The sequence below is a fragment of the Modicisalibacter coralii genome (genome assembly GCF_004117855.1).
Classification (GTDB): Bacteria; Pseudomonadota; Gammaproteobacteria; order Pseudomonadales; family Halomonadaceae; genus Modicisalibacter; species Modicisalibacter coralii.
Window position 1 is genome coordinate 27,736 of the sequence record NZ_QWBW01000019.1, and the last position, 26,475, is coordinate 54,210.

The 26,475-nt window shown below is 60.4% G+C and carries 18 protein-coding genes; 17 read left to right on the top strand and 1 reads right to left on the bottom strand.

Annotated elements, in window-relative coordinates; genetic code table 11:
* Window positions 1–142 precede the first annotated feature (142 nt).
* The 16 genes from D0901_RS11795 (at window position 143) to D0901_RS11870 (ending at window position 22,387) form a co-directional block, all read left to right on the top strand.
* Entirely contained in the window at window positions 143–2,977 is a 2,835-nt protein-coding gene (locus D0901_RS11795; RefSeq protein ID WP_129140502.1) for a 2-oxoglutarate dehydrogenase E1 component, read from the top strand.
* A 42-nt stretch (window positions 2,978–3,019) separates the two neighbouring features.
* A complete protein-coding gene (gene odhB, locus D0901_RS11800; RefSeq protein ID WP_129140503.1) occupies window positions 3,020–4,609 on the top strand; it encodes a 2-oxoglutarate dehydrogenase complex dihydrolipoyllysine-residue succinyltransferase in 1,590 nt (529 codons plus the stop codon).
* Window positions 4,610–4,647: 38 nt separating this feature from the next.
* Window positions 4,648–6,087 (top strand): dihydrolipoyl dehydrogenase, encoded by a 1,440-nt coding sequence (gene lpdA, locus D0901_RS11805; RefSeq protein WP_129140504.1) that lies wholly within the window; start codon window positions 4,648–4,650, stop codon window positions 6,085–6,087.
* A 138-nt stretch (window positions 6,088–6,225) separates the two neighbouring features.
* Complete coding sequence (gene sucC / locus D0901_RS11810) at window positions 6,226–7,392, top strand: ADP-forming succinate--CoA ligase subunit beta (RefSeq protein WP_129140505.1); 1,167 nt, start codon at window positions 6,226–6,228, stop codon at window positions 7,390–7,392.
* Window positions 7,392–8,264, top strand: coding sequence for a succinate--CoA ligase subunit alpha (gene sucD / locus D0901_RS11815; RefSeq protein ID WP_129140506.1), 873 nt, complete (start codon window positions 7,392–7,394; stop codon window positions 8,262–8,264). Before sucC ends, sucD begins: the two co-directional genes overlap by 1 nt.
* Window positions 8,265–8,989: 725 nt before the next feature.
* Window positions 8,990–10,078: a polysaccharide export protein gene (locus D0901_RS11820; protein WP_233440412.1), complete on the top strand. Its 1,089-nt coding sequence runs from the start codon at window positions 8,990–8,992 to the stop codon at window positions 10,076–10,078.
* Window positions 10,078–10,527, top strand: a complete 450-nt coding sequence (locus D0901_RS11825; protein ID WP_129140553.1) for a low molecular weight protein-tyrosine-phosphatase — start codon at window positions 10,078–10,080, stop codon at window positions 10,525–10,527. Before D0901_RS11820 ends, D0901_RS11825 begins: the two co-directional genes overlap by 1 nt.
* A 42-nt stretch (window positions 10,528–10,569) precedes the next feature.
* Window positions 10,570–12,831: a polysaccharide biosynthesis tyrosine autokinase gene (locus tag D0901_RS11830; RefSeq protein ID WP_129140508.1), complete on the top strand. Its 2,262-nt coding sequence runs from the start codon at window positions 10,570–10,572 to the stop codon at window positions 12,829–12,831.
* A gap of 44 nt (window positions 12,832–12,875) precedes the next feature.
* Window positions 12,876–13,793, top strand: coding sequence for a polysialyltransferase family glycosyltransferase (locus tag D0901_RS11835; RefSeq protein ID WP_129140509.1), 918 nt, complete (start codon window positions 12,876–12,878; stop codon window positions 13,791–13,793).
* A 906-nt stretch (window positions 13,794–14,699) separates the two neighbouring features.
* Window positions 14,700–15,392 carry a glycosyltransferase gene (locus tag D0901_RS21435; RefSeq protein WP_425256175.1) on the top strand — a complete coding sequence of 231 codons (693 nt, stop codon included), beginning with the start codon at window positions 14,700–14,702 and terminating at the stop codon, window positions 15,390–15,392.
* Between the two features lie 29 nt (window positions 15,393–15,421).
* Window positions 15,422–16,543: a GDP-mannose 4,6-dehydratase gene (gmd, locus tag D0901_RS11845; protein WP_129140554.1), complete on the top strand. Its 1,122-nt coding sequence runs from the start codon at window positions 15,422–15,424 to the stop codon at window positions 16,541–16,543.
* Window positions 16,544–16,545: 2 nt separating this feature from the next.
* On the top strand, window positions 16,546–17,511 hold the full coding sequence (gene fcl, locus D0901_RS11850; protein ID WP_129140511.1) for a GDP-L-fucose synthase: 966 nt from the start codon (window positions 16,546–16,548) through the stop codon (window positions 17,509–17,511).
* A 28-nt stretch (window positions 17,512–17,539) separates the two neighbouring features.
* Window positions 17,540–18,949, top strand: coding sequence for a mannose-1-phosphate guanylyltransferase/mannose-6-phosphate isomerase (locus D0901_RS11855; RefSeq protein WP_129140512.1), 1,410 nt, complete (start codon window positions 17,540–17,542; stop codon window positions 18,947–18,949).
* Window positions 18,946–19,695, top strand: a complete 750-nt coding sequence (locus D0901_RS11860; protein WP_129140513.1) for a glycosyltransferase family 2 protein — start codon at window positions 18,946–18,948, stop codon at window positions 19,693–19,695. The genes D0901_RS11855 and D0901_RS11860 overlap by 4 nt, the downstream gene beginning before the upstream one ends.
* 122 nt (window positions 19,696–19,817) lie before the next feature.
* Window positions 19,818–20,993, top strand: coding sequence for a DegT/DnrJ/EryC1/StrS family aminotransferase (locus tag D0901_RS11865; protein WP_129140514.1), 1,176 nt, complete (start codon window positions 19,818–19,820; stop codon window positions 20,991–20,993).
* Window positions 20,951–22,387, top strand: a complete 1,437-nt coding sequence (locus D0901_RS11870; RefSeq protein WP_129140515.1) for a hypothetical protein — start codon at window positions 20,951–20,953, stop codon at window positions 22,385–22,387. The genes D0901_RS11865 and D0901_RS11870 overlap by 43 nt, the downstream gene beginning before the upstream one ends.
* 273 nt (window positions 22,388–22,660) lie before the next feature.
* Here D0901_RS11870 and D0901_RS11875 read toward each other — a convergent pair whose 3' ends face one another.
* Window positions 22,661–24,799, bottom strand: coding sequence for a hypothetical protein (locus D0901_RS11875; RefSeq protein WP_129140516.1), 2,139 nt, complete (start codon window positions 24,797–24,799; stop codon window positions 22,661–22,663).
* A 659-nt stretch (window positions 24,800–25,458) separates the two neighbouring features.
* Here D0901_RS11875 and D0901_RS11880 point away from each other — a divergent pair.
* Complete coding sequence (locus D0901_RS11880) at window positions 25,459–26,469, top strand: NAD-dependent 4,6-dehydratase LegB (RefSeq protein ID WP_129140517.1); 1,011 nt, start codon at window positions 25,459–25,461, stop codon at window positions 26,467–26,469.
* The last annotated feature ends 6 nt before the right edge of the window (window positions 26,470–26,475 follow it).

Below are 26,475 nucleotides of genomic sequence, written 5' to 3' on the forward strand. Positions count from 1 at the left end.
ATCATTGCCGCCGAAACTCGTCGACGACGCCCGTTCGCACAGAGCCGGTCGAGTCGGTGCAAGTGCCAGTAAAGAGTGACGTCGGAGTCTCAAGCGCAACTCCGGCGCCGACACCACCCCATCAGTGCAGGGTGACCGAAACATGCAAGAAGGCATAATGGAGTTGATGTGGCGCACCTCCCATATGAGCGGCGGCAACGCTCACTATGTGGAAGCGCTGTATGAGCAGTATCTCGTCGATCCCAACGCCGTGCCGGACGAATGGCGTAACTACTTCGACAAGTTACCCCGCCCGGAAGGCGCCCCCTCTCACGACGTACCTCTCAGCCCGATTCGCGAGCAGTTCTACCAACTGGCCCAGCAGCGCCGCAACGGTGCTGTCGCTCCTGCGACCGACAGCGGCGAGAGCAAGAAACAGGTCAAGGTCCTGCAGCTGATCAACGCCTACCGCTTCCGGGGCCATCAGAAGGCCGACATCGATCCGCTCGACCTGCGCAACCCGGTGCCGGTACCCGACCTCGACCTGTCCTTCCACCAGCTGTCCAAGTCCGACCTGGACACCGAGTTCCAGACCGGCTCGCTGTTCCTGGGCAAGGACAAGGCGCCGCTCAAGGAGATCGTCGACGCGCTGGAGAAGACCTACTGTCGCTCGATCGGCTGCGAGTTCATGCACATCGTCGACACCGAGGAGAAACGCTGGCTGCAGCAGCGCTTCGAGTCGGTGCGCAGCGCGCCCAAGTACAGCGATGACGTGCGCATGCACGTCCTGGAGCGTCTGACCGCGGCGGAAGGCCTGGAGAGCTACCTGGCCTCCAAGTATCCGGGCACCAAGCGCTTCGGCCTGGAAGGCGGCGAGACCTTCATTCCGATGATGGACGAGATCATCCAGCGTGCCGGCGGCTACGGGACCAAGGAAGTGGTCATCGGCATGGCCCACCGTGGCCGTCTCAACCTGCTGGTCAACATCCTCGGCAAGAGTCCCTCCGAGCTGATCGACGAGTTCGACGGCAAGAAGGTGATCGAGAAGGGCTCGGGCGACGTCAAGTACCACCAGGGCTTCAGTTCCAACGTGATGACGCCGGGCGGCGAAGTCCACCTGGCGCTGGCCTTCAACCCGTCGCACCTCGAGATCGTCTCGCCGGTGGTCGAAGGCTCCGTGCGTGCCCGTCAGGATCGCCGCGACGATGCCGAGGGCGACAAGGTGCTGCCGATCAACGTCCACGGCGACGCGGCCTTCGCCGGCCAGGGCGTGGTCATGGAGACCTTCCAGATGTCGCAGACCCGCGGTTACAGGACCGGCGGCACGCTGCACATCGTGATCAACAACCAGGTCGGCTTCACCACCTCGAATCCGCAGGACACGCGCTCGACCGAGTACTGCACCGACATCGCCAAGATGGTTCAGGCGCCGATCTTCCACGTCAACGGCGACGACGCCGACGCGGTAATCCATGCCACCCAGGTGGCGCTCGACTACCGTCAGCAGTTCCACAAGGACGTCGTCATCGACCTGGTCTGCTATCGTCGGCGCGGCCACAACGAGGCCGACGAGCCCTCCGGCACCCAGCCGATGATGTACAGCAAGATCAAGTCGCACAAGACGTCGCGCGCGCTGTACGCCGAGCGTCTGATCGAGGCCGGGCTGCTCAGCGAGGAGCAGGCCAAGGACCTGACCGAGAAGTACCGCGAGGATCTGCTGGCCGGCAACCACGTGGCCAACGCCCTGGTCAAGGAGCCCAATACCGAGCTGTTCGTCGACTGGACGCCCTACCTGGGTCATGAGTGGACCGGCGACGCCGATACCGCCATCGACATGAAGCGCATGCAGCATCTCGCCGCGAAGATGTGCGAAGTGCCCGACGGCGTGCAGATGCAGCGCCAGGTCAGCAAGATCTACGAGGACCGCCGCAAGATGCTCGCCGGCGGCATGGCGCTGAACTGGGGCTTCGCCGAGACGCTGGCCTACGCCACGCTGCTCGACCAGGGGCACCCGGTACGCCTGACCGGCCAGGATTCCGGCCGCGGCACCTTCTCGCATCGCCACGCGGTGGTGCACAACCAGAAGGACGGCAGCACCTTCGTGCCGCTCGAGCATATCCGCGACGGCCAACCGCGCTTCACCATTCACGACTCCTTCCTCTCCGAGGAGGCCGTGCTGGCGTTCGAGTACGGCTACGCCACGACCATGCCCACCGCCCTGATCATCTGGGAGGCGCAGTTCGGCGACTTCTTCAACGGCGCTCAGGTGGTGGTCGATCAGTTCATCTCCTCCGGCGAATCCAAGTGGGGCCGGCTGTGCGGGTTGACCCTGCTGCTGCCGCACGGGTACGAGGGCCAGGGGCCGGAGCACTCCTCGGCGCGACTCGAGCGCTTCCTGCAGTTGTGCGCCGAGCACAACATGCAGGTCTGCGTGCCGACCACCCCGGCGCAGATCTTCCATCTGCTGCGTCGCCAGGTGATCCGCCCGCTGCGCAAGCCGCTGGTGGTCATGTCGCCGAAGAGCCTGCTGCGCCACAAGGAAGCCACCTCGACCCTCGAGGAACTGGCCAACGGTCGCTTCAACATGGTGCTCGCCGATCAGGGCAACCTGGACGCCGAGGCGGTCAAGCGCGTCGTCCTGTGCGCCGGCAAGGTCTATTACGACCTGGCCGCCTATCGGGCCGAGAACGAGCGCGAGGACACGGCGATCGTGCGTGTCGAACAGCTCTACCCCTTCCCCAAGGAGGAGCTCTTCGATGCCCTCAAGGGCTTCACCAACCTCGAGCAGGTGGTGTGGTGTCAGGAGGAACCGCTCAACCAGGGTGCCTGGTACCAGAGCCAGCATCATATGCGCGTGGTCGCCGACATGCTGGCGGATGGCCTGGGTCGCGAACTCAAGTTCGCCGGTCGCCCGGCATCGGCCGCCCCCGCCGCGGGCTACATGTCCGTTCATGTGGAACAACAGCGCCAACTGGTGGACGACGCCTTCAACGCCTGAGGCGTCCAACCGGGACGAGAGAGAACTCACTAAGGAAACGAAATGGCTACCGAGATCAAAGCGCCCAGTTTTCCGGAATCCGTCGCCGAAGGCACGGTTGCCGCCTGGCACAAGAAGGCCGGCGACAGCGTCGAACGCGACGAGCTGATCGTCGAGATCGAGACCGACAAGGTCGTCCTCGAGGTGGTGGCACCGGAAGCGGGCACGCTGTCGGAGATCAAGGTCGAGGAAGGCGAAACCTGCGAATCCGAGCAGGTCCTGGGGATGCTCGGCGAGGCTCAGGAAAAGGCCGACGAGGCCCCGGCCGAGGACGAGAAGCAGGCCGACGACGCCGAGAAGAAGAGCGACAAGGGCGAGAAGAAGGCCGACAAGCCGGCGGCGTCGGGCAAGAGCCATGACGTCAAGGCGCCGTCCTTCCCCGAGTCCGTCCAGGAAGGCACCGTGGCCACCTGGCACAAGAAGGTCGGTGAGTCCGCCAAGCGTGACGAGGTGCTGGCCGACATCGAGACCGACAAGGTGGTCCTCGAGGTCGTGGCGCCCGCCGACGGCGCGCTGACCGAGATCAAGGTCGAGGAGGGCGAGCAGGTCGAATCCGAGGCGCTGCTGGCGGTCTTTGCCGAGGGCGCCGGCGGTGACGATTCGGCGAGCGGCGAGGAATCGGCCGACGAGGGTGACGAGGCGTCAGCCGAGAAGGACGAGAAGGTCGGCGACAAGATCCTCGCCCCGGCGGCGCGCAAACTGGTCGCCGAGCACGATCTCGATGCCAGCAAGATCGAGGGCACCGGCAAGGGCGGCCGTGTTCTCAAGGAAGACGTGCAGAAGGCGATCAAGGACGGCTCGGCGAAGAAGGCGGCCAAGTCGTCAGCCGACAAGCCGGCCTCGGGTGGCACCACCAAGGCTGCGGCAGCCGCGGCACCGGCGGTGGAGGGCGAACGCCCCGAGAAGCGCGTGCCGATGAGCCGCCTGCGTCAGACCATCGCCAAGCGGCTGGTCCAGGCCCAGCAGACGGCGGCCATGCTCACCACCTACAACGAGGTGGACATGAGCGCGGTGATGGCCCTGCGCGCCCAGTACAAGGACACCTTCCTGAAGGCCCACGATACCAAGCTGGGCTTCATGGGCTTCTTCGTCAAGGCGGCCACCGAGGCGCTCAAGCGCTTCCCGGACGTCAACGCCTCCATCGACGGCACCGATATCGTCTACCATGGCTACCAGGACATCGGGGTGGCCGTCTCCACCGACCGCGGTCTGGTGGTACCGGTATTGCGCGATACCGACAGCATGAAGCTGGCGGACGTCGAGAAGACCATCGTCGACTTCGGCAAGCGTGCCCGCGACGGCAAGCTTGGCATCGACGAGATGCAGGGCGGCACCTTCACCATCACCAATGGCGGCATCTTCGGCTCGCTGATGTCGACGCCGATCCTCAATCCGCCGCAGACCGCGATCCTGGGCATGCACAAGATCCAGGAGCGTCCCATGGCGGTCAACGGCAAGGTCGAGATCCGTCCGATGATGTACCTGGCCGTGTCCTACGATCACCGCATGATCGATGGCAAGGATGCGGTCCAGTTCCTGGTCACGATCAAGGAACTGCTCGAGGATCCGGCGCGCCTGCTGCTGGATGTGTGATGCGTCGCCAAGCCAACCAGATCGAACAGGAATGATTCATGGCCGATAAATACGATGTGATCGTCATTGGCGCGGGCCCCGGCGGCTACGTCGCCGCCATCCGTGCCGCCCAGCTGGGCCTGAAGACCGCATGTGTCGAGAAATGGGTCAACAAGGAAGGGAAGACCGTACACGGCGGCACCTGCCTCAACGTCGGGTGCATTCCGTCCAAGGCCCTGCTGGAGGCCTCGCACAAGTTCGTCGAGGCCCAGCACGACTTCGGCGACATCGGCATCGAGACCGGCGACGTCAAGATGGACGTCAAGAAGATGATGGCGCGCAAGGAAAAGATCGTCGCCAACCTGACCGGCGGGATCTCCGGCCTGTTCAAGGCCAATGGCGTCACGCCGCTGGAAGGTACCGGCAAGGTGCTGTCCAACAGCAAGGTCGAGGTCACCGGCAACGACGGCGACAAGGCGACCTATGAAGCGGACAACATCGTCATCGCCTCCGGCTCCGTGCCGGTCGAGATTCCGCCCGCGCCGCTCACCGAAGGGCTGATCGTCGATTCCACCGGCGCCCTGGAGTTCGAGGAAGCGCCCAAGCGCCTGGGCGTGATCGGCGCCGGCGTGATCGGCCTGGAACTGGGCAGCGTGTGGAACCGCCTGGGCAGTGAAGTGACCATGCTCGAGGCGATGGATTCCTTCCTGCCGATGGTCGACCAGACCGTCGCCAAGGAGACCCAGAAGCTGCTCACCAAGCAGGGCCTGGACATCAAGCTCGGCGCCCGGGTGACCGGTACCGAGGTCAAGGGCAATGAAGTCCTCGTCAAGTACACCGACAGCAAGGGCGACCAGGAGCAGACCTTCGACAAGATCATCGTCTGCGTGGGTCGCCGTCCTTATACCCAGGGCGTGCTCGACGATGACGCCGGCGTCAAGCTCGACGAACGCGGCTTCATCTTCGTCGACGACCATTGCCGGACCAGCGTGCCCAATGTCTACGCCATCGGCGATGCGGTGCGTGGCCAGATGCTGGCACACAAGGCCTCGGAAGAGGGCATCATGGTTGCCGACATCATCGCCGGCCACAAGGCCGAGGTGAACTACGACGCGATTCCGTGCGTCATCTACACCTCGCCCGAGGTCGCCTGGGTGGGCATGAACGAGCAGCAGGCCAAGGCCGAGGGCATCGAGGTCAAGACCGGGACCTTCCCGTTCGCGGCCAGCGGCCGTGCGATGGCCAACAACGCCACCGAAGGCTCGGCCAAGATCATCGCCGACGCCGAGACCGACCGTATCCTGGGCGTGCACATCGTCGGCCAGCATGCCGGCGAGATGATCGCCCAGGGCGTGATCGCCATGGAGTTCGGCTCCAGTGCCGAGGATCTGGCGCTGACCTGCTATGCGCACCCCACCATGTCCGAGGCCGTGCACGAGGCGGCACTGGCCGTGGAAGGTCACGCCATCCACGTGGCCAACCGCAAGAAGCGCAAATAACAATCACCGCTGTAAACCCACGCCCCCGCCCGGGGGCGTGTCGTCCGCTCATGGGCGAACGGGGGTGGCCCGAACCGAAGCCTGGCAAGGGCGTTCGCGGCCATCGTTCGAGTCACATGCAACCAATGGCATGACACGATGAACCTTCATGAATATCAGGGCAAACAACTGTTTGCCGACTATGGTCTGCCGGTGTCCAAGGGCTTTGCCGTGGACACTCCCGAAGAAGCTGCCGACGCCTGCAAGAAGATCGGCGGCGACAAGTGGGTCGTCAAGGCCCAGGTTCACGCCGGTGGTCGCGGCAAGGCCGGTGGCGTCAAGCTGGTCGAGAGCGCTGACGAGGCCAAGGCCTTCGCCGAGCAGTGGCTGGGCAAGAACCTGGTGACCTTCCAGACCGACGAGAAAGGCCAGCCGGTCGCCAAGATCCTGGTCGAGAACTGCACCGATATCGCCAACGAGCTGTATCTGGGCGCGGTCGTCGATCGCGGTACCCGTCGGGTGGTCTTCATGGCGTCCACCGAGGGTGGCGTGGAAATCGAGAAGGTCGCCGAGGAAACCCCCGAGAAGATCCTCAAGGCCGAGATCGATCCGCTGGTCGGGGCGCAGCCGTACCAGGCGCGTGAACTGGCCTTCGCGCTGGGCCTCAAGGGCGACCAGATCAAGCAGTTCACCAAGATCTTCCTGGGCCTGTCCAAGCTGTTCCACGACAAGGACCTGGCACTGCTCGAGATCAACCCGCTGGTGATCACCGACGAAGGCAACCTGCACTGCCTCGACGCCAAGATCAACCTCGACGGCAACGCCCTGTACCGGCATCCCGACCTGCAGGCGATGCGTGACCCCTCCCAGGAGGACGAGCGCGAAGCCCACGCCCAGGAATGGGAACTCAACTACGTGGCGCTCGACGGCAACATCGGCTGCATGGTCAACGGCGCCGGCCTGGCCATGGGCACCATGGACATCATCAAGCTCAACGGCGGCCAGCCGGCGAACTTCCTGGACGTCGGCGGCGGCGCCACCAAGGAGCGTGTTGCCGAAGCCTTCAAGATCATCCTCTCCGATGACTCCGTGAAGGCCGTGCTGGTCAACATCTTCGGCGGTATCGTGCGCTGCGACATGATCGCCGAAGGCATCATCGGTGCCGTCGAGCAGGTCGGTGTCAACGTGCCGGTGGTGGTCCGCCTCGAGGGCAACAACGCCGAGCTGGGTGCCGAGAAGCTGGCGTCCAGCGGACTCAACATCATCGCTGCTACCAGCCTGACTGACGCGGCACAGCAGGTCGTCAAAGCAGCGGAGGGCAAGTAATGAGTATCCTGATCGACAAGAACACCAAGGTCATCTGCCAGGGCTTTACCGGTGGCCAGGGGACCTTCCACTCCGAACAGGCGATCGCCTACGGTACCCAGATGGTCGGCGGCGTGACGCCGGGCAAGGGCGGCCAGGAGCATCTGGGTCTGCCGGTGTTCAACACCGTCAAGGAAGCGGTCAAGGAGACCGGCGCCGAAGCCTCGGTCATCTACGTGCCGGCACCGTTCTGCAAGGATTCCATCCTCGAAGCCGCCAATGCCGGTATCAAGCTGATCGTCTGCATCACCGAGGGTATTCCCACCCTCGACATGCTCGACGTCAAGGTCAAGTGCGACGAGCTGGGCGTGCGCCTGATCGGCCCGAACTGCCCGGGCGTGATCACGCCGGGCGAGACCAAGATCGGCATCATGCCGGGCCACATCCACAAGCCGGGCAAGGTGGGCATCGTCTCTCGCTCCGGTACCCTGACCTATGAAGCGGTCAAGCAGACCACCGATCACGGCTTCGGTCAGTCCAGCTGCGTGGGCATCGGTGGCGACCCGATCCCGGGTTCCAACTTCATCGACATCCTCGAGCTGTTCGAGAAGGATCCGCAGACTGAAGCGATCGTGATGATCGGCGAGATCGGCGGTACCGCCGAAGAGGAAGCGGCTGCCTATATCAAGGAGCACGTCAGCAAGCCGGTGGTGGCCTACATCGCCGGCGTCACGGCGCCTCCGGGCAAGCGCATGGGCCATGCCGGTGCCATCATCGCCGGTGGCAAGGGCACGGCGGACGAGAAGTTCGCGGCCCTCGAGGCAGCCGGCGTCAAGACCGTACGCTCGCTGGCCGAGATCGGTGATGCGCTGAAGGAAGCGACCGGCTGGTAATCGCGTCTACCGCATTGTCGTCAGGCCCGGCCTGACCGAAAAGGGCACCTCCGGGTGCCCTTTTTACATTCTGACAGGGATAGGATCGCCTTCCGCCTTCCGCCTTCCGCCTTCCGCCTTCCGCCTTCCGCCTTCCGCCTTCCGCCTTCCAAACGTATCACTGCCGTTGCATCGCTTGCCTGCCGTCTTCGCCGTCATTGTTTTTGAGTTTTCTAATACTTTTTCTCAACAGTCCCGTTAACAACAGGATTAGTCGTCCATTAATGGTGCTGTTTTTGCGGTATTAGGGGATTGAAGAAAGGTGGTTATTGCAAAAAATAACCCTTTTTTTTCCATGAAAAGACTCTAGCATGACCTAAAGTGGAGACAGACAGATACATACATATACCTTTCGATTACAAAGTAATCGAAAGGACGTTTTCCTGAAAAAATAGAGAAATCAATCATTAATGGCGCTGGGGAAAGCCGATCAACCGCCGGGGCGGTAGCGTGGTCGGGAATCACCGTCTCGATGGCCTCAGGGCATGGTGCAATAAGGATGTCTGCGAAGCAGGGACGTGATGGTCGTTATTTCGCGGAATTAATGACGGTGAGCGTGGTGCATTAACGCCTCGCACATGAAAGACAAGACAGGGGCTCAATGTGAATTGCATGGGGACAGGATCATGGCTTCTAGGTTGAACAACATCAAATCACGGTGGGGCTTGCCGGTCATGGGAGTGGCCATGATCGTCTGGCTTTCCGCTTGTGCGGCGGCCCCCGGGGCTCGCGTTCCCTATGACACGGGCGTGGAGCCTCTCGCTGCCAACGTCGAGGTCGAACCCATTACCATCGATCTGGTCAACGCCATGCGGGCCACGCCCCGGCCGGAAGCGATCGATCACGTCGGCAGCGAGGACTCGGGCCAGACAACCTTTACCAGGGTGCCCGAGGATTACGACTATCGGATCGGGCGCGGCGATGTCCTCAATGTCATCGTCTATGACCACCCGGAACTCACCATTCCTGCGGGCAGCGAACGCAGTGCGGAGGAATCGGGCAACGTGGTGCATGCCGACGGCAGCATCTTTTATCCGTACGTGGGGCAGATCAAGGTAGCCGGGCGCACGGTCCGCGAGGTCAGGTCGGAGATTCAGCGGCGCCTGTCCGGTTTCATCGCGGAGCCCCAGGTTGACGTCAAGGTCGCCAGCTACAACGCGCAGAAGGTCTACGTGACGGGACAGGTCAAGGATCCGGGTGTCTTCTCGGTGACCAACGTGCCGGTCCACGTGCTCGACGCCATCAGCGATGCTGGTGGCCTGACGGAAACGGCCAACTGGCACGACGTGGTACTCAGCCGTGATGGGCAGGACCTGCATCTGTCCCTCTATGACATGCTGGTCAACGGCGATCTCGAGCAGAACCTGCGCCTCAAGGATGGCGATGTCGTTCATGTCCTGGACGTGGGCAACCAGCAGATCTATGTGATGGGCGAGGTCAACGAGCCCGCCGCCCTGCCGATGGGAAACAGCGCGTTCTCGTTGACCACCGCCATTGCCCAGGCCAGGGGAATCCGCGAAGAAAGTGCGGACGCCTCCGGGATCTTCGTCATCCGCCGCAATCCGGAGCCCAGCAAGGCCTACGCCACCGTCTATCAGTTGAATGCCAAGAATGCGGCGGCCTTCGTCCTCGGCTCGCAGTTCATGCTTCAGCCGGCAGACGTGGTCTATGTCACGGCGGCACCGGTGTCGTTGTGGAACCGTGTCCTGAATCAGATCCTGCCGTCGCTGACGACGATCTATCAGGCCACCGAAATCCACCAGAACCTCAAGTGATGCAATTCTCCCGGGTGCTCGTCCTCTGCACGGGCAATACCTGCCGGAGCCCGGTAGCCGAGGCCCTGTTGAGGGCTCGGTTACCCCATCTGACGATCCAATCGGCGGGGCTCGGCGCCCTGGTCGACCATCCCGTGGAGGCTCAGGCCAGGCATCTCGTCGAAGGCATGGAAGGGCTCGATCTGAGCCGGCACCGGGCACGTCAGGTGACCCAGGAGATGATCCAGCAGGCCGATCTGATTCTGGTCATGACCGAGCGACAACGACTGGCCGTGGCCAAGATGCATCCTTCCATCATGGGAAAAGTGCTGCTGTTCGGTCGCTGGCTGGACAACGACGGCAAGGGCAAGGAGATATTAGACCCCCACGGAAAGAGCCATGAGGTCTTCGAATACATTCATGGGCAGCTCGTACAAGCCGCCGATAGCTGGGCGCGCAAGCTCGCCTAGCGCCTGATCGTCATATTCTACATTACTTGTTTCGGGGGTCGCATGGCTCAGAGTAACAATGAAATTCGCTCATCGTCGGACAATGATGAGCTGGATATCGGACGGCTCTATGGCGCGCTGAAGGACAATGTCTGGACCATTGCAGCCATCACCCTGATGTTTGCCATGGCGGGAATCATCTATGCATTCCTGGCGACACCGATATATCGTGCCGATGCCCTCGTGCAAATTGAAAAGGCGACACCCAAGAACCCACTCTCGGAGGTCACCAGCTTGCTGGGCGAGGAACCCCCTTCGGAGTCGGAAATAGAGATCATACGCTCGCGCATGGTGCTGGGGCGTGCAGTCGACATACTCAACCTCGACCTGTTGGTGGAGCCCGTGCAGGTCCCGGTCATAGGTGGGTTCTTGCATAGAGTCGGGATGACTCGACCGGATTCTTTCATCGAAAATGTGCTGAATGATATCGGCGTCGATGGCAAGGCGTTCATGAAGAGTTTCGATTATGCCTGGGCGGGTGAGTCTATCGACGTCGCGAGTTTTTCGGTATCCGACAAGTTTCTCAATGAGAATTTCGTGGTGCGTGTGGAGAATGGCTCGCGCTATGAACTCTTGCATGACGGAACCGTGATTGGTTCGGGTGTCGTTGGCCAGCAAGAGGAGTTCGACAAGGGTGAAATCGGCATCAATGTGAGCGCCATCAATGCGTCTCCGGGAGCGGGATTCATCGTCAGGAAAATACCGCGATTGATGGCGATCAGTGATCTTCGCAAGCATCTCAGCATCAATGAACAAGGTGAAAAGACGGGTATTCTGAACTGGGGGCTCACGGATGCCAACCCGGTACTGGCGGAACGTGCCCTGGGTACCATCGCCGATATCTATGTGACACAAAACATACAGCGGCAGTCTGAAGAGGCACGCAAGAGTCTGGAGTTCCTGCATGGCCAGCTTCCCCATGTCAGGGATGAGTTGGGCACTGCCGAGGATCGTCTCAATAAATATCGTACCGACAGTGATAGCGTGGATCTGTCCCTGGAAACCCAGTCGATCCTGGAACGACTGGTCAATCTCGAATCCCAGTTGAATGAGCTCGCGTTTTCCGAGGCGGAAATATCGCGGCGCTTTACGCCCAGCCACCCAACGTATGCAGCGCTGCTCGAAAAGAAAAGACAGTTGAAGAAAGAACAGGCGAACCTGGAAAGTAAGATAAATGGCCTGCCGAAGACCCAACAGGAGATCTTGCGCCTCCAGAGAGATGTGTCGGTCAATCAGGCAATCTATGTACAACTACGCAACAAGGTTCAGGAGATGCAGATTGCCGAAGCGAGTACCGTCGGTAATGTGCGCATGCTGGACGATGCCAAGGTATCGCCAATACCGGTCGAGCCCAACAAGAAACTCATCGTCGCTCTGGCAACATTGCTTGGGGGCATGACGGGCGTGGGCATCATTCTACTGCGAGTCGCCCTGAGCCAAGGCGTCGAGACACCCGACCAGTTGGAACAGCTTGGACTTCCCGTCTATGCAACCGTTCCTCTTTCGACCGAGCAGGCCAAACTCAACAAGCGAGTCAGAAGAACGGGGGGCGAAGGTTACAGCATCAATACCGGTGTGCTAGCCGAAAAGAATCCTACCGATATCTCCGTCGAGGCGTTGCGTGGCCTGAGAACGAGCCTCTATTTCGCAATGCTGGAAGGGGCCGACAATCGGCTGATGATTACCGGGCCAAGCCCAGCCAATGGCAAAAGCTTCGTTGCCATCAACCTGGCGGCCGTTTGTGCTCAGGCAGGCAAGAATGTCCTGATAATCGATGGCGACATGCGCAAGGGGCATATACATAGCGTATTCGGCGAGCATGCGGAGGGCGGCTTGAGCGAGGTGCTCGCCGGTCGTCAGAAAGTGCAGGACGTGATTCGTGCGGTAGATGGTATTGATAATTTACATTACCTGTCACGTGGCATCGCGCCACCCAACCCTTCGGAATTGCTGGTGACGACCGGCTTTAGTGAACTGCTGGATGTCGTCAGTGATTATTATGACCTGGTGATCATTGACTCCCCCCCGGTGCTTGCCGTGACGGATGCCGCAATCATTGGCAAGAATGTCGGTACCACATTGATGATTGCCCGTTTCCAGGTGAACTCGCCGCGGGAAATAAAGCTTGCACTCAGGCGTCTCGATGTGGGCGGGGTAACCGTCAAGGGGGCCGTTTTGAATGCCGTCGAACAAAAGTCTGCCTTGGCCTACGGTTACGGCTATTACAATTACGTATATACCAATGTTGGCAGCAGTGCATCTTGATCGTTTTGCAAGTTTTCAAGAATATAATCTATCAGGATGTTGTCATGTCATCTCGAGAATCGATCGTCTTCATCGTTACCAAGCCACTGCAGATCATGATGGCGATGGTGATCAGGGATTCCTTTAAATCCGGCACCAGCTGTCATCTTTACATAGTCAATGATTTCTTCAATGTGGCTGAGGTTTCGCAGCGATTGACGAATCATGATCTTCAGTGGCGCTCAGTGACGAATTTTCCGACACGGCAGGCGGCGATAGATCATCTCCAATATCGGAGTGTGGATAATGTATTCATCGATTCGGATGTCGGGATAAGGCTTTACTTGAGCCTGCGAGCGGCCAAGCGGCGCTCGAAAGGACTCAAGATATCCGTGTATGAGGAAGGCTGCGGGACCTATCAGGATGATTATTACCCACCTCTCAAGGCTGGCTTCTTGAGATTGCTGGGGGTCGGGGACAGGTTGGGAGGATGCCATCTCACCGATGAGATCTGGCTATACGAAAAAAATGAATATCTGGAAATATTCCCCGCAACGAAAACGCTGGTGCGCGAGATAAGACAACCTTTGCATGATTTTTTGAAAGCCAATATGGGGCTGTTGAAGAAGATATTCGTCGGCAACGATGAAGTCATTCCGAGTGGTTCTGAGTCGAATGGGGATGCCTGCATTATCTATCTTTCCAGTTGGCGGGTTTATGAAGAGGTCGTCAGTGATCTCCAGCAGGAAAAGAAGGACCTTTACATAAAACTTCATCCTCACATCAAGAATTACGATTCGCGTTGGATCAGTGGGCATTGTCGGATGTTGCCTTCTGCCGTACCCGCGGAAATAGCCATCATGGATCTGGCAAAACATTATCTCGATATCCTCGTGTACCATCATGACAGCAGCGTAGCGCGTTATGTGTCATTAGAGAATCTACGCTTCGTCAATCTCGGGGACAGTGATCCGTTACCTTAGAACCATTTCCAAACTCTCGGATGATGGGCACCGGTGGCAGGGCAAAGCGAGGGTCCTTTGCCATGGCCGGAAAATGCTCCTTTCCATTCCGGCATTACCGCTATCCATGGCGGTCAGATAGCAGAGGTAGCGCCCAGGGAGGGGTTTACAGCGCCCTCGCGACGCCCTGCCGCCGGAGAAGCCCACTTCGTCTAGCGGTTGTGAAAGGCGTTCTTAATGACGCGGGCTCTTGACCCTAACATTACCGAATTCCCGGACTGCTTGTCCTTGCTGCTGTGCCGATGACGTTGCTCTTCTCCATTCATGGTGTCGATGATGCGTAAGCTGTATGCCTTTTCCTTCTCCTTCGAGCGTGGAGGAGCCGCGATAGCCGCCAGGAAATTTTCCAGACTCGCTGCCGAGTTTTCCGATGTTACCTGCGTGTCGGTCGACGCGGTGAACCATCTGGCACGCGATGCGGTGAGTGAAGCCCGGACCGCCCGGCTCTCCCGGGGCATTCATTTCTTGAAAAGGGTCATTTCTTATATTCTGGTCAAGGGTATGAGAGACGGCAATATATCCAAGCATTCGCTGAACCTGTTCTCATCTTCCGTTTTTTTGAAAAATATGCGCAAGGCGGCCCAGGAGCGCGCAATCTGCCATTTTCACTGGATCAACAATGATTGTTTGAGTCTTTTCGATTTCAAGAAAATCCCTCCGAAGTCGATCATTACCTTGCATGATGAGTGGCTTTATTGCGGCACCGAGCACTATCACGACCTGCTGGGACAGGAAGTGTTCGTTTCCGGTTATCCCTTTAGGTGTCGAACGACCAAAGGCCTGAACTGGAACTGGTTTGCCTGGAAGATGAAGTGTCTGACGTTGTCGGGGCGTACGGACCTGCTGATAACCGTACCATCACTTTGGATGCATGAGCGTGCCAAGCGCAGCCATCTATTGTGCCAGCATACCGTGGAATTGCTGCCCAATCCGATAGAAACGCAAGATTTCCATCCGTCGAATATCTTGGAAAGACAGCACTCCAGAATTTCCCGAGGGATTCTCAATTCACAGCTCGTCATCGTGACCGGCGCGGTGGATGGCAAGAAGAATCCGGTAAAAGGATTTGATCTTCTCGAAAAGGCGCTCGAGATCGTTTCCCGGGAGGTCTCTGACGACGTCTTGCGGAAAGTGATTCTCGTGTCGTTCGGCGGTAGCGAGGTTGGCAGGGGAGAGTTTGGCGGTATTGAAGTCATTTATCTGGGCAAGATCAGGGAAATAGAAACGTTGAGACGCGTTTATGCCATGGCGGATTTTGCGGTCGTGCCTTCGCTTGTCGAATCGTTCGGCCAGGTGGCGGCCGAAGCGCTGGCGTGTGGAACGCCGGTCGTCGCTTTCCGTTGCTCAGGCTTGCAGGATATCGTCATTCATCAAGTCACGGGTCTGTTGGCGGACCCCTTCGAACCTCGTTCGTTGGCCGAAAGGATCATCGAGCTGATTCACTGCGCTCCGGAAGTAAGACAGCACTTGGGACATAACGGCAGGGAGTACGTGGTGAACAATTTCTCGTCAGAAGTCATTGCCAGGCAATATAAGGAAATCGTCAGCTCTTTGTGCTGACCGTCAATAACGATGAGGTAGTTGTCGCCATGCTAAAAAAAGCGTTGGTTACCGGGGTTACGGGTCAAGATGGATCCTATCTCGTGGAATACTTGCTGGCCAAGGGCTATGAAGTCCATGGGATCAAGCGCCGTGCGTCCTTGTTCAATACGCAAAGGATCGATCATGTCTATCAGGATCCGCATGACAAGCATCAGCGCTTTGTGCTGCACTATGGGGATATGACTGATTCGTCCAATCTCATTCGTCTGGTGCAGCATATCCAGCCGGACGAGGTCTACAATCTTGCCGCTCAGTCCCATGTGGCCGTGAGTTTCGAGTCACCCGAATATACCGCGGATGTCGATGCCCTGGGCACATTGCGGCTCCTGGAGGCGATAAGGCTGCTGGGGCTGGAAGGCAAGACGCGCTTCTATCAGGCCTCGACGTCAGAGTTGTACGGGGCCGTACAGGAAATACCGCAAAGAGAGACTACCCCCTTTTATCCCCGGTCACCCTATGCCGTGGCCAAGCTGTATGCCTACTGGATTACGGTCAATTATCGCGAATCCTACGGCATGTATGCCTGCAATGGCATTCTCTTCAACCATGAGTCACCGCGGCGTGGCGAGACTTTCGTGACACGCAAGATCACCCGTGGCCTGGCGAATATCGCCCAGGGGCTCGAGAACTGCCTGTTCCTGGGTAACCTCGACTCGTTGCGTGACTGGGGGCATGCCAAGGACTATGTGCAGATGCAGTGGCTCATGCTGCAGCAGGAGAAGCCGGAAGATTTCGTCATCGCGACTGGCAAGCAGATGTCGGTGCGCGATTTCATCCGTCTGAGTGCCGCCGAGCTGGGCATCGGGCTGATATTCCTCGGCAAGGGTGTCGATGAGTATGCGGTCGTCGACACCGTCGTCGGTAACAAGGCCCCGGCGGTGGTACCCGGCGATGTACTCGTTCGCGTCGATCCTCGCTATTTCCGGCCGGCCGAAGTGGAGACGCTACTCGGTGACCCCTCGAAGGCCCGGCGCAAGCTGGGCTGGGAGCCTAGTATCGGCGTACAGGAAATGTGTCGGGAGATGGTGGCCGAGGACCTCAGGTCGGCCCGGCGTTTTGCACTGCTCAAGGAACACGGGTACGAACTGCCCGTGGCGATGGAGGGCTGAACATGCACAGGGAAAGAATCTTCGTTGCCGGGCATCGAGGCATGGTCGGCTCGGCGCTGGTGCGGTCTCTCGAGGCGCGGGACAGGCTCGAAATCGTCACCGCCGAGCATGCGCAGCTCGACCTCACACGGCAGCAGGACGTCGAGGCCTTTCTGGGGGATCTTCGCGTCGACCAGATCTATCTGGCGGCGGCCCGGGTCGGTGGCATCCATGCCAACTCCACGTATCCCGCGGATTTCATCTACGACAATCTGATGATCGAGGCGAACGTGATCGCTGCCGCGCATGCAGCCGACGTCAAGAAGCTGCTGTTTCTGGGCTCGTCGTGCATCTATCCACGGCTCGCGTCACAGCCGATGGCCGAGGAGGCCCTGCTCACGGGCCCCCTCGAGCCCACGAACGAACCCTATGCGGTGGCCAAGATCGCCGGGATCAAACTCTGCGAGAGCTACAATCGGCAGTATGGGCGAGACTACCGTAGCGTCATGCCCACGAGTCTTTACGGCCCCAACGACAATTTCCACCCCGAGAACTCCCATGTGATCCCCGCCCTGATGCGACGCCTTCACGAAGCCCGGCAGAGCGACGCGGGCGAGGTGGTCATCTGGGGCAGCGGGACGCCCCGGCGCGAGTTTCTGCACGTCGACGACATGGCCAGTGCCTGCGTGCACCTGATGAACCTGGATACGGCGACCCAGGCGCGTCTCACCCGGCCGATGCTCTCGCATATCAACATCGGCAGCGGCATCGAATGCACCATCCGCGACCTGGCCGAGACCATCGCCCGGGTGGTCGGCTTCGAGGGGCGATTGACTTTCGATGCCGACAAGCCCGACGGCGCCCCGCGCAAGCTGCTCGACATCTCGCGGCTGCAGGCCACGGGGTGGCGCCCGAGCGTGCTGCTGGAAGACGGGCTGCGGATGACCTATCAGTGGTTTCTGGAGAATCAGTACCGCTTCCGCGGTTGAACCCTCGACGGACACGAAAGGTGACACGATGATAACGCCCGTGATTCTGGCCGGGGGCAGCGGTTCCCGGCTATGGCCCTTGTCCCGCCAGTTGCGGCCCAAGCAGTTCCTGTCGCTGTTCGGTGAGGCGAGCCTGCTGCAGGAGACGCTGGGCCGACTGTCGGCGCTCCCGCACCGGCCGCCCGTGGTGATCTGCAACGAGGACCATCGTTTCCTGGTTGCCGAGCAACTGCTTCAGTCGCAAAGCCCGGACGCCTGTATTCTCCTCGAGCCGGACGGACGCAATACGGCGCCGGCCATCGCCCTGGCGGCCCTGCGTGTCCAGGCGGAAAACCCCGAGGCCCTGTTGCTGGTGCTGGCGGCGGATCATGTCATCGACGACGTGGAGGCCTTTCACGGCAGCATCGAAGGGGCAAGGCAACTGGCCGTCCAGGGGGACCTGGTGACCTTCGGTATCGTGCCCCAGCACGCCGAGAGTGGCTATGGCTACATCCAGCGCGGCGATCCTCGCGGCGACCACGGCTTCGCGGTCAAGCGCTTCGTGGAAAAGCCCGACCGGGCCACCGCCGAGGACTATCTCTCGACTGGGGACTACTACTGGAACAGCGGCATGTTCCTGTTCCAGGCCGGACGCTACCTGGAAGAACTGGAGGCCCACGCACCGGAGATCGTCCATGCCTGCCGGCAGGCCATGCAGGGCGCCCATCGCGATCTGGATTTCACGCGACTCGACGCCGAGGCCTTTCGGCGTTGCCCGTCCGACTCGATCGACTATGCGGTCATGGAGCGGACCCAGCGTGCCAGTGTCGTGCCGCTGGATGCCGGCTGGAGCGATGTCGGGAGCTGGTCGACGCTCTGGGAAATCGGCGAGCAGGACGCAAACCGCAACGTCACCCGCGGCGACGTGGTCTGCCACGACGCGCACGATCTGCTGGTCCAGGCCGATCATCGGCTGGTGGCGGCGGTGGGGATCGAGAACCTGGTCATCGTGGAAACCAAGGATGCGGTGCTCGTCGCGCACAAGGACCGCGTCCAGGAGGTCAAGCGCATCGTCGAACGCCTCAAGCGGGAGGGGCGCGGCGAGTATCTCGATCATCGCGAGGTCTATCGGCCCTGGGGCGTCTACGATTCGATCGATCGGGGCGGGCGCTATCAGGTCAAGCACATCACCGTGAAGCCGGGCGCCCGGCTCTCGGTCCAGATGCACCACCACCGCAGCGAGCACTGGGTGGTGGTCTCGGGGAGCGCGAAAGTCACGGTGGGAGACAAGACCTACCTGGTCGCCGAAAACGAGTCGACCTATATCCCCATCGGCGAGATCCATGCCCTCGAGAACCCCGGCAAGATCCCCCTGGAACTGATCGAGGTGCAATCGGGTTCCTATCTGGGGGAGGACGACATCGTGCGCTTCGACGACCGCTATGGACGCTGCCAATGACCACACCGACGTTTTCCATCATCACCGCCTGCTTCAACAGCGAGAAAACCATCGCCGATGCCATCGCCAGCCTCAAGTGCCAGACCTGGCCCGGGGTCGAGCACGTGGTGATCGACGGCGCCTCCCGCGACGCGACCGTCACCATTGCCCGCGAGCGACTCTCAGCTGCCGACGTGCTCGTCTCCGAGCCCGACCAGGGGATCTTCGATGCGCTCAACAAGGGCCTGGCGCGTGCCACCGGGGACGTGATCGGCTTTTTGAACTCGGACGACCTGCTGGCCGACGAACAGGTCCTGGCCAGGGTCGCCGCCAGCTTCGAGTCCGATGCGGTGGGGGCCGTCTACGGTGACCTGCAGTACGTCAGCGCCAGCGACCCGGATCATGTCATCCGCCACTGGCGTTCCGGCGACTTCCAGCGCCCCAAGCTGCGACGTGGCTGGATGCCGCCGCACCCCACCTTCTTCATGCGCCGTGAGCTGTACTGGACGCTGGGCGGCTTCGATGCCAGTTTCCGTATCGCCGGCGACTACGAAGCGCTGCTGCGCTACCTGAGCCATGAGGCGCTGACCATCCGCTACATTCCCGAGGTGCTGGTCAGGATGCGCCTGGGAGGCGCCAGCAACGGCAGTCTCAAGGCGATCTTCAACAAGTCCCGCGAGGATGTCCGCGCGATGCGCAAGAACGGCATCAACCCGCTGCTGGCGTTGCCCTGGAAGAACCTCTCCAAGCTACCGCAGTTCTTCTGAACGCCGTCACTCCCCCCAACGACTCACCCCGCATCGTCCGAGCGCCCGCGTGTCATCGCCGTGGTGTCGCTGTGCTCGGCCCTGCTCATTGTCACTTACCTCCTGGTCGAAGGAGCTGCTCGATGCTGAACACGCCGTTTTCCCCCTGGCCCTGCTTCACCGAGGAAGAGGCCGACGCGGTGAGGCGCGTCCTGCTCTCCAACCGCGTCAATTACTGGACGGGCGGCGAGACCCGGGCCTTCGAGCGGGAATTTGCCGAGGCCACGGGCTGCGAGTTCGCGATCGCCGTGTCGAACGGCACCACCGCACTCGATCTGGCGTTCAAGGGGCTGGACATCGGCGCGGGCGACGAGGTGCTGGTGACCTCGCGGACCTTCCTCGCCTCGGTCTCGAGCATCGTCACCGCCGGGGCGATACCGGTCTTCGTCGATGTCGATCGCGAGACGCAGAACATCGCGCCCGAGGCCGTGCGCGAGGCGATCACGTCACGCACGCGGGCGATCGTCGCCGTGCATCTGGCCGGCTGGCCGTGCGACATGGCGGCCTTGATGGCGATCGCCGAACGCCATGGGCTGTGGGTGATCGAGGACTGTGCCCAGGCGCATGGTGCGCGCTATCGGGGGCGCAGTGTCGGGAGCATCGGGCATGTGGGCTGCTGGTCGTTCTGCCAGGACAAGATCATCACCACCGGGGGGGAGGGGGGCATGGTCACCACCCATGATGAAGCGCTGTGGCGACGCATGTGGGCCTACAAGGATCACGGCAAGAGCTGGCAGGCCGTCTACGAGCGCGAGCATCCCCCCGGCTTCCGCTGGCTGCACGAAAGTTTCGGGACCAACTGGCGGATGACCGAGATGCAGGCGGCCATCGGACGCATTCAACTCACGCGCCTGGACGAGTGGCAGGCGATTCGCCGCCGCAATGCCGAACGAATATGGCGAGCCGCGGCGGAGTGCCGGGGGCTGCGAGTGGCCGACGTGCCCGACGACATTCGGCACGCCGCCTATAAATGCTACGTGTTCGTCGACCCCGGTGCGCTCAAGGAGACCTGGAGTCGCGATCGTATCCTGGAAGAACTGACGCGACTGGGCGTGCCCTGCTTTTCAGGATCCTGCTCGGAAGTCTATCTCGAGAAAGCCTTCGACAACACGGGCTGGAGGCCCGGCCGAGCGTTGCCGGTCGCCAAGGAGCTGGGAGAAACCAGCCTGATGTTCCTGGTTCATCCGACACTGACATCGGAAGAAATCGAAAAAACATGCGCGGCGCTGTCCGCCATCATGTCGCAGGCCGCCGCTTGATCCTCGAGAACTCGGCCGCGATGACGCGTCACTCGCTAGGGGCCACCGGAATGTCGATAAAGAAAGTCGATGTCATGATCTTCGTGGCACTGTGTTCTTTCATTTTCATCAACTCTTTCTTCATACATCGAGTGAGTTTCGTCGATTCGGTCGCGTTTTTCCTGGTGTGCACCAGTTCGGCCGCGGTCATATTCCTGTATCGCCAGAAAGGGGCCACGCTGCTGAAGCTGTTCTTTCTGTTCAGCTTCCTGTTCTTTGGCTTCGTCCCGCCGCTGGAACTCTATTATGGGGAGGTCTATTGGGGAGGCAGGCCCTTCAGTGCCGGTGATTATGGTTATGCGGCGCTGCTGGTGTTGTTCTTCAATGTCGTGGTTTTCGTGAGCTATCTGTTGACCAGCCGGTCGGGGTACCTGTCCTCCGAGACCGATGCGCGTCTCCCCGAGCAAGATCGGGTGCGCCTGGAGTTCATTCAGGTCCTGCTCCTCGTTGGCGTATCCGCCATGGCCTGCCTGTTGATTCTCTACATGAATGATTTCAATGTGTATTCCCTCGTCTTCCGAGGTGGAGAGCTGGTCCAGAGAAAAAGCCTGGATAGCGTGTCCTCGTCACTGCTGTATGGCTTTTTCATTCGGTTCATACCGATCAGTACGGCCATCGTCATGTTGTTCATGGTACGCGGCATGTGGCCTATCAAGGCGCTACTGCTCGTCATCGGTGTCGTCTCGGCGTTCCCCACCGGACTGGCCAGGCTTTCGGTGCCGACCTATTACTTCCCGCTGCTGTTTTTCTTTTTCCCGAGGTTGCTGAAAAACAATCGGGTGCCGTTGCTGGTTTCCCTGGGGATCGTCTTCGTCTTCCCGTTTCTGGAAGGATTCAGGCGCTATTCGTCGGAAAGCGGGTTGAGTTACTCCCTGGACTACAAGTTCTTGTTGGCGGGGCATTTCGATGCCTTCCAGAATTTCACGCGTATCATAACCGACGACTTCGTCTCCTATGGATACCAGCTGCTGGGGGTGCTCTTCTTCTACGTGCCCAGAAGCTTCTGGTCTTCCAAGCCGGTGGGTACCGGACATGCGCTGGCCGAACAGGAAAATTACAACCTGGCCAATATCTCGGCGACCTGGTATGCGGAAGGCTGGGCCAATTTCGGTTTCCTGGGCGCCTTGCTGTTTTCCGTGCTGATCGGCGTTGTCATGGCCAAGCTGGACAGGAAGTACTGGCTGGGGCATTCACGACCCTTTTTCAGGATCATGTATCTGGTGCTGCTGGGCTATGTGTTTTTCCTGCTCAGAGGCGATCTGATGTCGGGGATGGCTTTCCTGATCGGGACCATGATGGCCATTGCCGTTCCCTATTTGATCATCAGTCGGGTCAGGCTGCACCGATTCCTCTAGAGGTGATGCCCTTTGATGGAGATTATCTTCGCGGACTCAAGACGACGATGGCGTCAGGGCTGGTGATCCGTAACGTTCGGGATGGCAGGCCATCGCTGAACGTCGTTGTCGACAAGGGCCATAGCACCGCCCCGGTCAGGAGCTGCAGGAAGGTTCGACGAGTCATCAGGAGCGCGTCGGGGTCGCTGGCTCGATCGATTGCCTTTTGAGGGGGTGTCTTCATGCGATGGTTGGCCCGGGTGGTGGGTGCCGATGATGAGCCCGCCGAGCGTTTCATAGGTACTTGACCCCCACCCAGCCGACGAAGCCCGAGCCGGTGGTTTCGACATAGAGTCTTCCTTCCCGCCAGCCGTCGCTGCCTGCCTGAAATTGGCCCCCGAAGTCGTGGCTGGTCAGCCTCACGCACGCCTCGTAATAGCCCGCGCCGGGGGACGCCTCGATTTCCGCGATCAGCCGGGCATCGCTGCCGGCGTCGAAGGTGGCGTCCTGCCACCTGTCGCGGTCCTTGACGGCGTACAGGCGATGGGTGGTGGCCTGCCAGGCTTCCGGCTGCTTGAACGCCCAGAACTTGGTGGGCCGCGCATGCGTCGGCAGTTTCATCTTCAGGCGGTGCCTTTCCATGACGGCTTCAGCGACGCCGAACGTCACGGTCTTTTCTTCCACTCCGAGCGACAGACCGGCTCCCAGTTCGGCACAGGCGGGGTTGCGGGGGTAGAAAAAACCCTCGCCGTCAATGGTGTAGGCGCCGCCGGTCTCGATATGGGGTGAGGAAATGGAGACGACGCCCGTCAAGTTCTCGTCATGGGTGCCGGCGTAGGGCGTCGAGCGGGCGCGCTGGTAATGGATGCCGGCGCTGTGGGTCACGTAGACGGACGACATGCCGCCGCGGGTCGCACTGCCCGAGAGGTTGGAAGTCGGGTGTTGGCGAATGATCCCGCGTCCATAGGTGAAGACCACATTCTCGAGCCGGGCGTTGAGCTTTCCGGCGTAATGGAGCAGGTCGACATCCTTGCCGTCGGCGTTGATCTGCACATCGGAAAGGTTGAGGGTCAACATCCTGCTGCGGTTCCCCTGTGTCGCATGATCCTCCTGGCACAGGGCCCTTTCCCCGGGCGCGCTTCTGGCCTCCCAGCGGCTCGACAAGAACGAGACCTTGCCGGAATACCACAGGTTCCTGGCGGTATCAGGGTATATCCACGAGTAGAAGGTACCGCGGCCGATGAAACTGCCGCCAAACACCTTGATTTCTCCTCCCGCCTCATCGCGTATCAGGGTGTACCGCTCGGCGCTGTCGTCATTTTCCATGTCCGTATCGATGAAGGTCGTGTTGACGGCCTGCAGGTTGTTGTTCAGGAAAGACGTCCGGCAGTTTCTGAATTTGCAATTGAAGAACAGGGTTTCAGACGCCCACCCGTGAGTACTGCCATCGAACGGATTCTGTGTCGTCGTCATGGCGCCTATGGCGAAATCCCTCAACTCGACTCTGTCGAAGCGGTTTTTCCAATTCGGGATGCCGGCCGACAGCGAGGAGGAAATCGCGATGCCGACGGACGTCCCGGCCGTCTCGGCCACTAGCTGAATGTTTTTCAGCAGGCTGCCGCTGGAGGTCTCCGAATAATGGAAGGCCTGTTTCGCGGAGGATCCGGTTGCCGATTGGCTCCGGAAGATGATGGTCGTTCCGCGCTGTGACGATAAACCCTCTATCCAGCTGGTGGACCGACTGTCGATGACGCACGTTCGGGAGATGACGATACGGATGTCGCCGAGATAGAGGGGAAGATGATATTTCTCGGCCGCTCTTTTTGCCGAGAAGAATTTCTCGGTCTGGTCTTCGGTCACGCTGTCGATCAGATCGAACCAGTCCGAATAGATGGCCCCTGCGGGAAGACGGATGAACCTTCCGGGCCGTGCCTCCGTGCCAAAGACCGTGCCGCCATCCACGGCTTGCGTACTGTTGGCCGACCAATAGAACTGGCCGCCCCCGCCTTCTCGATTCTGCCGAAAACGCTTGATGTAAAGCGTCTGGCCATCCAGCAATCGCCGTGTGTCCAGTTCCTGCAGTGCGTTCACGCATTCCACATAGAGTGTCCTGCGATCCAGTGCCTCGACCAGTTGCTGTGACCCGGAGGAGGTCGAAACGCTCAATGAATTGGCATCGTCGATGTCGAAGAACTGAACCTTCAGCGTTTTTTCCAGGTTTCCCTTCCGGATATGAATGTCGTACTTGCCGTTAGGCGCCGAGAATTGCAGGAGACCCTCGTGGTCCGATTTGAGCGGGTTCGTGAGGGGGATATCGGCTGGTCCCTTGAGATCGTCCACCAGGCGAGTGGTGTCAGCATGATAGACATGCGCGGTGGCATCGGCGAGTAACGCGCCATCGTCACTCTGTATGAATAGGGTCTTCAGCTCCATGGCGCGGTTTCGTCTCCCATCTTCTATCTCCCATCATCCGTCTCCCGTCTCGATAGCTAGGGTAGAGGGTTTTCAGGCGATTTTCCGCGATGCCCCACCATGCTCGGAGGCTGGTCCCGGGCACGCTCTAGGCTCGGGTTCAGCGGGCCATTCTGGCGCGCCGTCACAAGCCTGACGAACCTTGGCCGTATCGCCCCTAGCGTCGGGCTTCACCTCATGCGGCAAGGATGAATCATCTCAGTATCCGACCATCCCGAGCGATGAAAAAACACATCGAGTGAATGGTTGTAGTGTGAGGATAAACAACGCCGCGGATGGCTTAAAAAACCCTGCTTATTAGTCATTCAATTGGGCCTGTGAAATCCGGATTTGTCTGTAACAATATGTAGTCAGTGGTTTGGGTCCGATCGATATTTGTTCGAAAAATCCGTCAGTTGCAGAGGGGTTACGACCCTTCGGGGCGGTAGCGTGGTTTTCGGGAAGCGATAAAACGGTACCTGCCCGCAGTGCTGCAACAAGAATGATCGCCAGTGATTTGGGGTAATGACTGTCGAGTTGGCAATGAGTCGCCGGTTCATCGATGGGGCCGACTTCCGGAACAGTGAAGTGGCTCGTTCTCGATTCTTCTTTTTCACGGTTCGTCGACGCGAGAAAAACTCATGGAGCTGCAGGGCAAGCGGATACTGGTCACGGGCGCGGACGGTTTCATCGGTTCCCATCTCACCGAGCGACTGGTCGAGACCGGTCACGACGTGCGGGCCTTCGTGATGTACAACTCCTTCAACAGCTGGGGATGGCTCGACAGCGCGCCGCTCGAGGTGCGACGCAATCTGGACGTGGTGGCCGGCGACATTCGCGATCCCTACGGCGTGCGGCGGGCCGTCGAGGGGTGTGACGTCATCCTCCACCTCGCCGCCCTGATCGCGATTCCGTATTCCTATCACTCGCCCGACGCCTACGTGGACACCAACGTCAAGGGCACGCTGAACATCGTTCAGGCGGCGCGCGACCTGGGCGTCGAAAAGGTGGTGCATACCTCGACCAGCGAGGTCTACGGCACCGCCCGTCAGGTACCGATCACCGAAGCGCATCCCTTGTGCGGGCAGTCGCCCTATTCCGCCTCCAAGATCGGCGCCGACCAGATCGCGCTGTCGTTCCAGCGCTCCTTCGCGACACCGGTCGCGGTGATCCGGCCGTTCAATACCTACGGGCCGCGTCAGTCGGCGCGAGCGGTCATCCCCACGATCATCTCCCAGCTCATCGCCGGACAACGGGAGATCCACCTGGGGTCGCTGCATCCCACCCGGGACTTCAGTTACGTCGACGACACGGTGAGCGGCTTCATCCGGGTCGCCGAGAGCGAGGCGGCGATCGGCGAGGTGGTCAACGTGGGCAGCGGTTTCGAGATCAGCATCGGCGACACCGTGGGCATGATCGCCGACCTGGCGGGCCGCGAGATCACCATCACCACTGATGAACAGCGGCTGCGCCCCGCCGGCAGCGAAGTCGAACGCCTCTGGGCGAGTACCGACAAGGCCGTCCGTCTGCTCGGCCATCAGCCGGCCTTCGGCGGCCTCGACGGCTTGCGGCGCGGCCTGGCGAGGACCATCGAGTGGTTCAGCGATCCCGCCAACCTGGCCCGCTACAAGGCCCATCTCTACAACATCTAGCGCAAT

Excerpts from the sequence above, each read along its gene's own strand:
- D0901_RS11795 (WP_129140502.1), top strand. The coding sequence starts at position 143 with ATGCAAGAAGGCATAATGGAGTTGATGTGGCGCACCTCCCATATGAGC.
- odhB (WP_129140503.1), top strand. The coding sequence starts at position 3,020 with ATGGCTACCGAGATCAAAGCGCCCAGTTTTCCGGAATCCGTCGCCGAA.
- lpdA (WP_129140504.1), top strand. The coding sequence starts at position 4,648 with ATGGCCGATAAATACGATGTGATCGTCATTGGCGCGGGCCCCGGCGGC.
- sucC (WP_129140505.1), top strand. The coding sequence starts at position 6,226 with ATGAACCTTCATGAATATCAGGGCAAACAACTGTTTGCCGACTATGGT.
- sucD (WP_129140506.1), top strand. The coding sequence starts at position 7,392 with ATGAGTATCCTGATCGACAAGAACACCAAGGTCATCTGCCAGGGCTTT.
- D0901_RS11820 (WP_233440412.1), top strand. The coding sequence starts at position 8,990 with ATGATCGTCTGGCTTTCCGCTTGTGCGGCGGCCCCCGGGGCTCGCGTT.
- D0901_RS11825 (WP_129140553.1), top strand. The coding sequence starts at position 10,078 with ATGCAATTCTCCCGGGTGCTCGTCCTCTGCACGGGCAATACCTGCCGG.
- D0901_RS11830 (WP_129140508.1), top strand. The coding sequence starts at position 10,570 with ATGGCTCAGAGTAACAATGAAATTCGCTCATCGTCGGACAATGATGAG.
- D0901_RS11835 (WP_129140509.1), top strand. The coding sequence starts at position 12,876 with ATGTCATCTCGAGAATCGATCGTCTTCATCGTTACCAAGCCACTGCAG.
- D0901_RS21435 (WP_425256175.1), top strand. The coding sequence starts at position 14,700 with ATGCATGAGCGTGCCAAGCGCAGCCATCTATTGTGCCAGCATACCGTG.
- gmd (WP_129140554.1), top strand. The coding sequence starts at position 15,422 with ATGCTAAAAAAAGCGTTGGTTACCGGGGTTACGGGTCAAGATGGATCC.
- fcl (WP_129140511.1), top strand. The coding sequence starts at position 16,546 with ATGCACAGGGAAAGAATCTTCGTTGCCGGGCATCGAGGCATGGTCGGC.
- D0901_RS11855 (WP_129140512.1), top strand. The coding sequence starts at position 17,540 with ATGATAACGCCCGTGATTCTGGCCGGGGGCAGCGGTTCCCGGCTATGG.
- D0901_RS11860 (WP_129140513.1), top strand. The coding sequence starts at position 18,946 with ATGACCACACCGACGTTTTCCATCATCACCGCCTGCTTCAACAGCGAG.
- D0901_RS11865 (WP_129140514.1), top strand. The coding sequence starts at position 19,818 with ATGCTGAACACGCCGTTTTCCCCCTGGCCCTGCTTCACCGAGGAAGAG.
- D0901_RS11870 (WP_129140515.1), top strand. The coding sequence starts at position 20,951 with ATGCGCGGCGCTGTCCGCCATCATGTCGCAGGCCGCCGCTTGATCCTC.
- D0901_RS11875 (WP_129140516.1), bottom strand. The coding sequence starts at position 24,799 with ATGGAGCTGAAGACCCTATTCATACAGAGTGACGATGGCGCGTTACTC.
- D0901_RS11880 (WP_129140517.1), top strand. The coding sequence starts at position 25,459 with ATGGAGCTGCAGGGCAAGCGGATACTGGTCACGGGCGCGGACGGTTTC.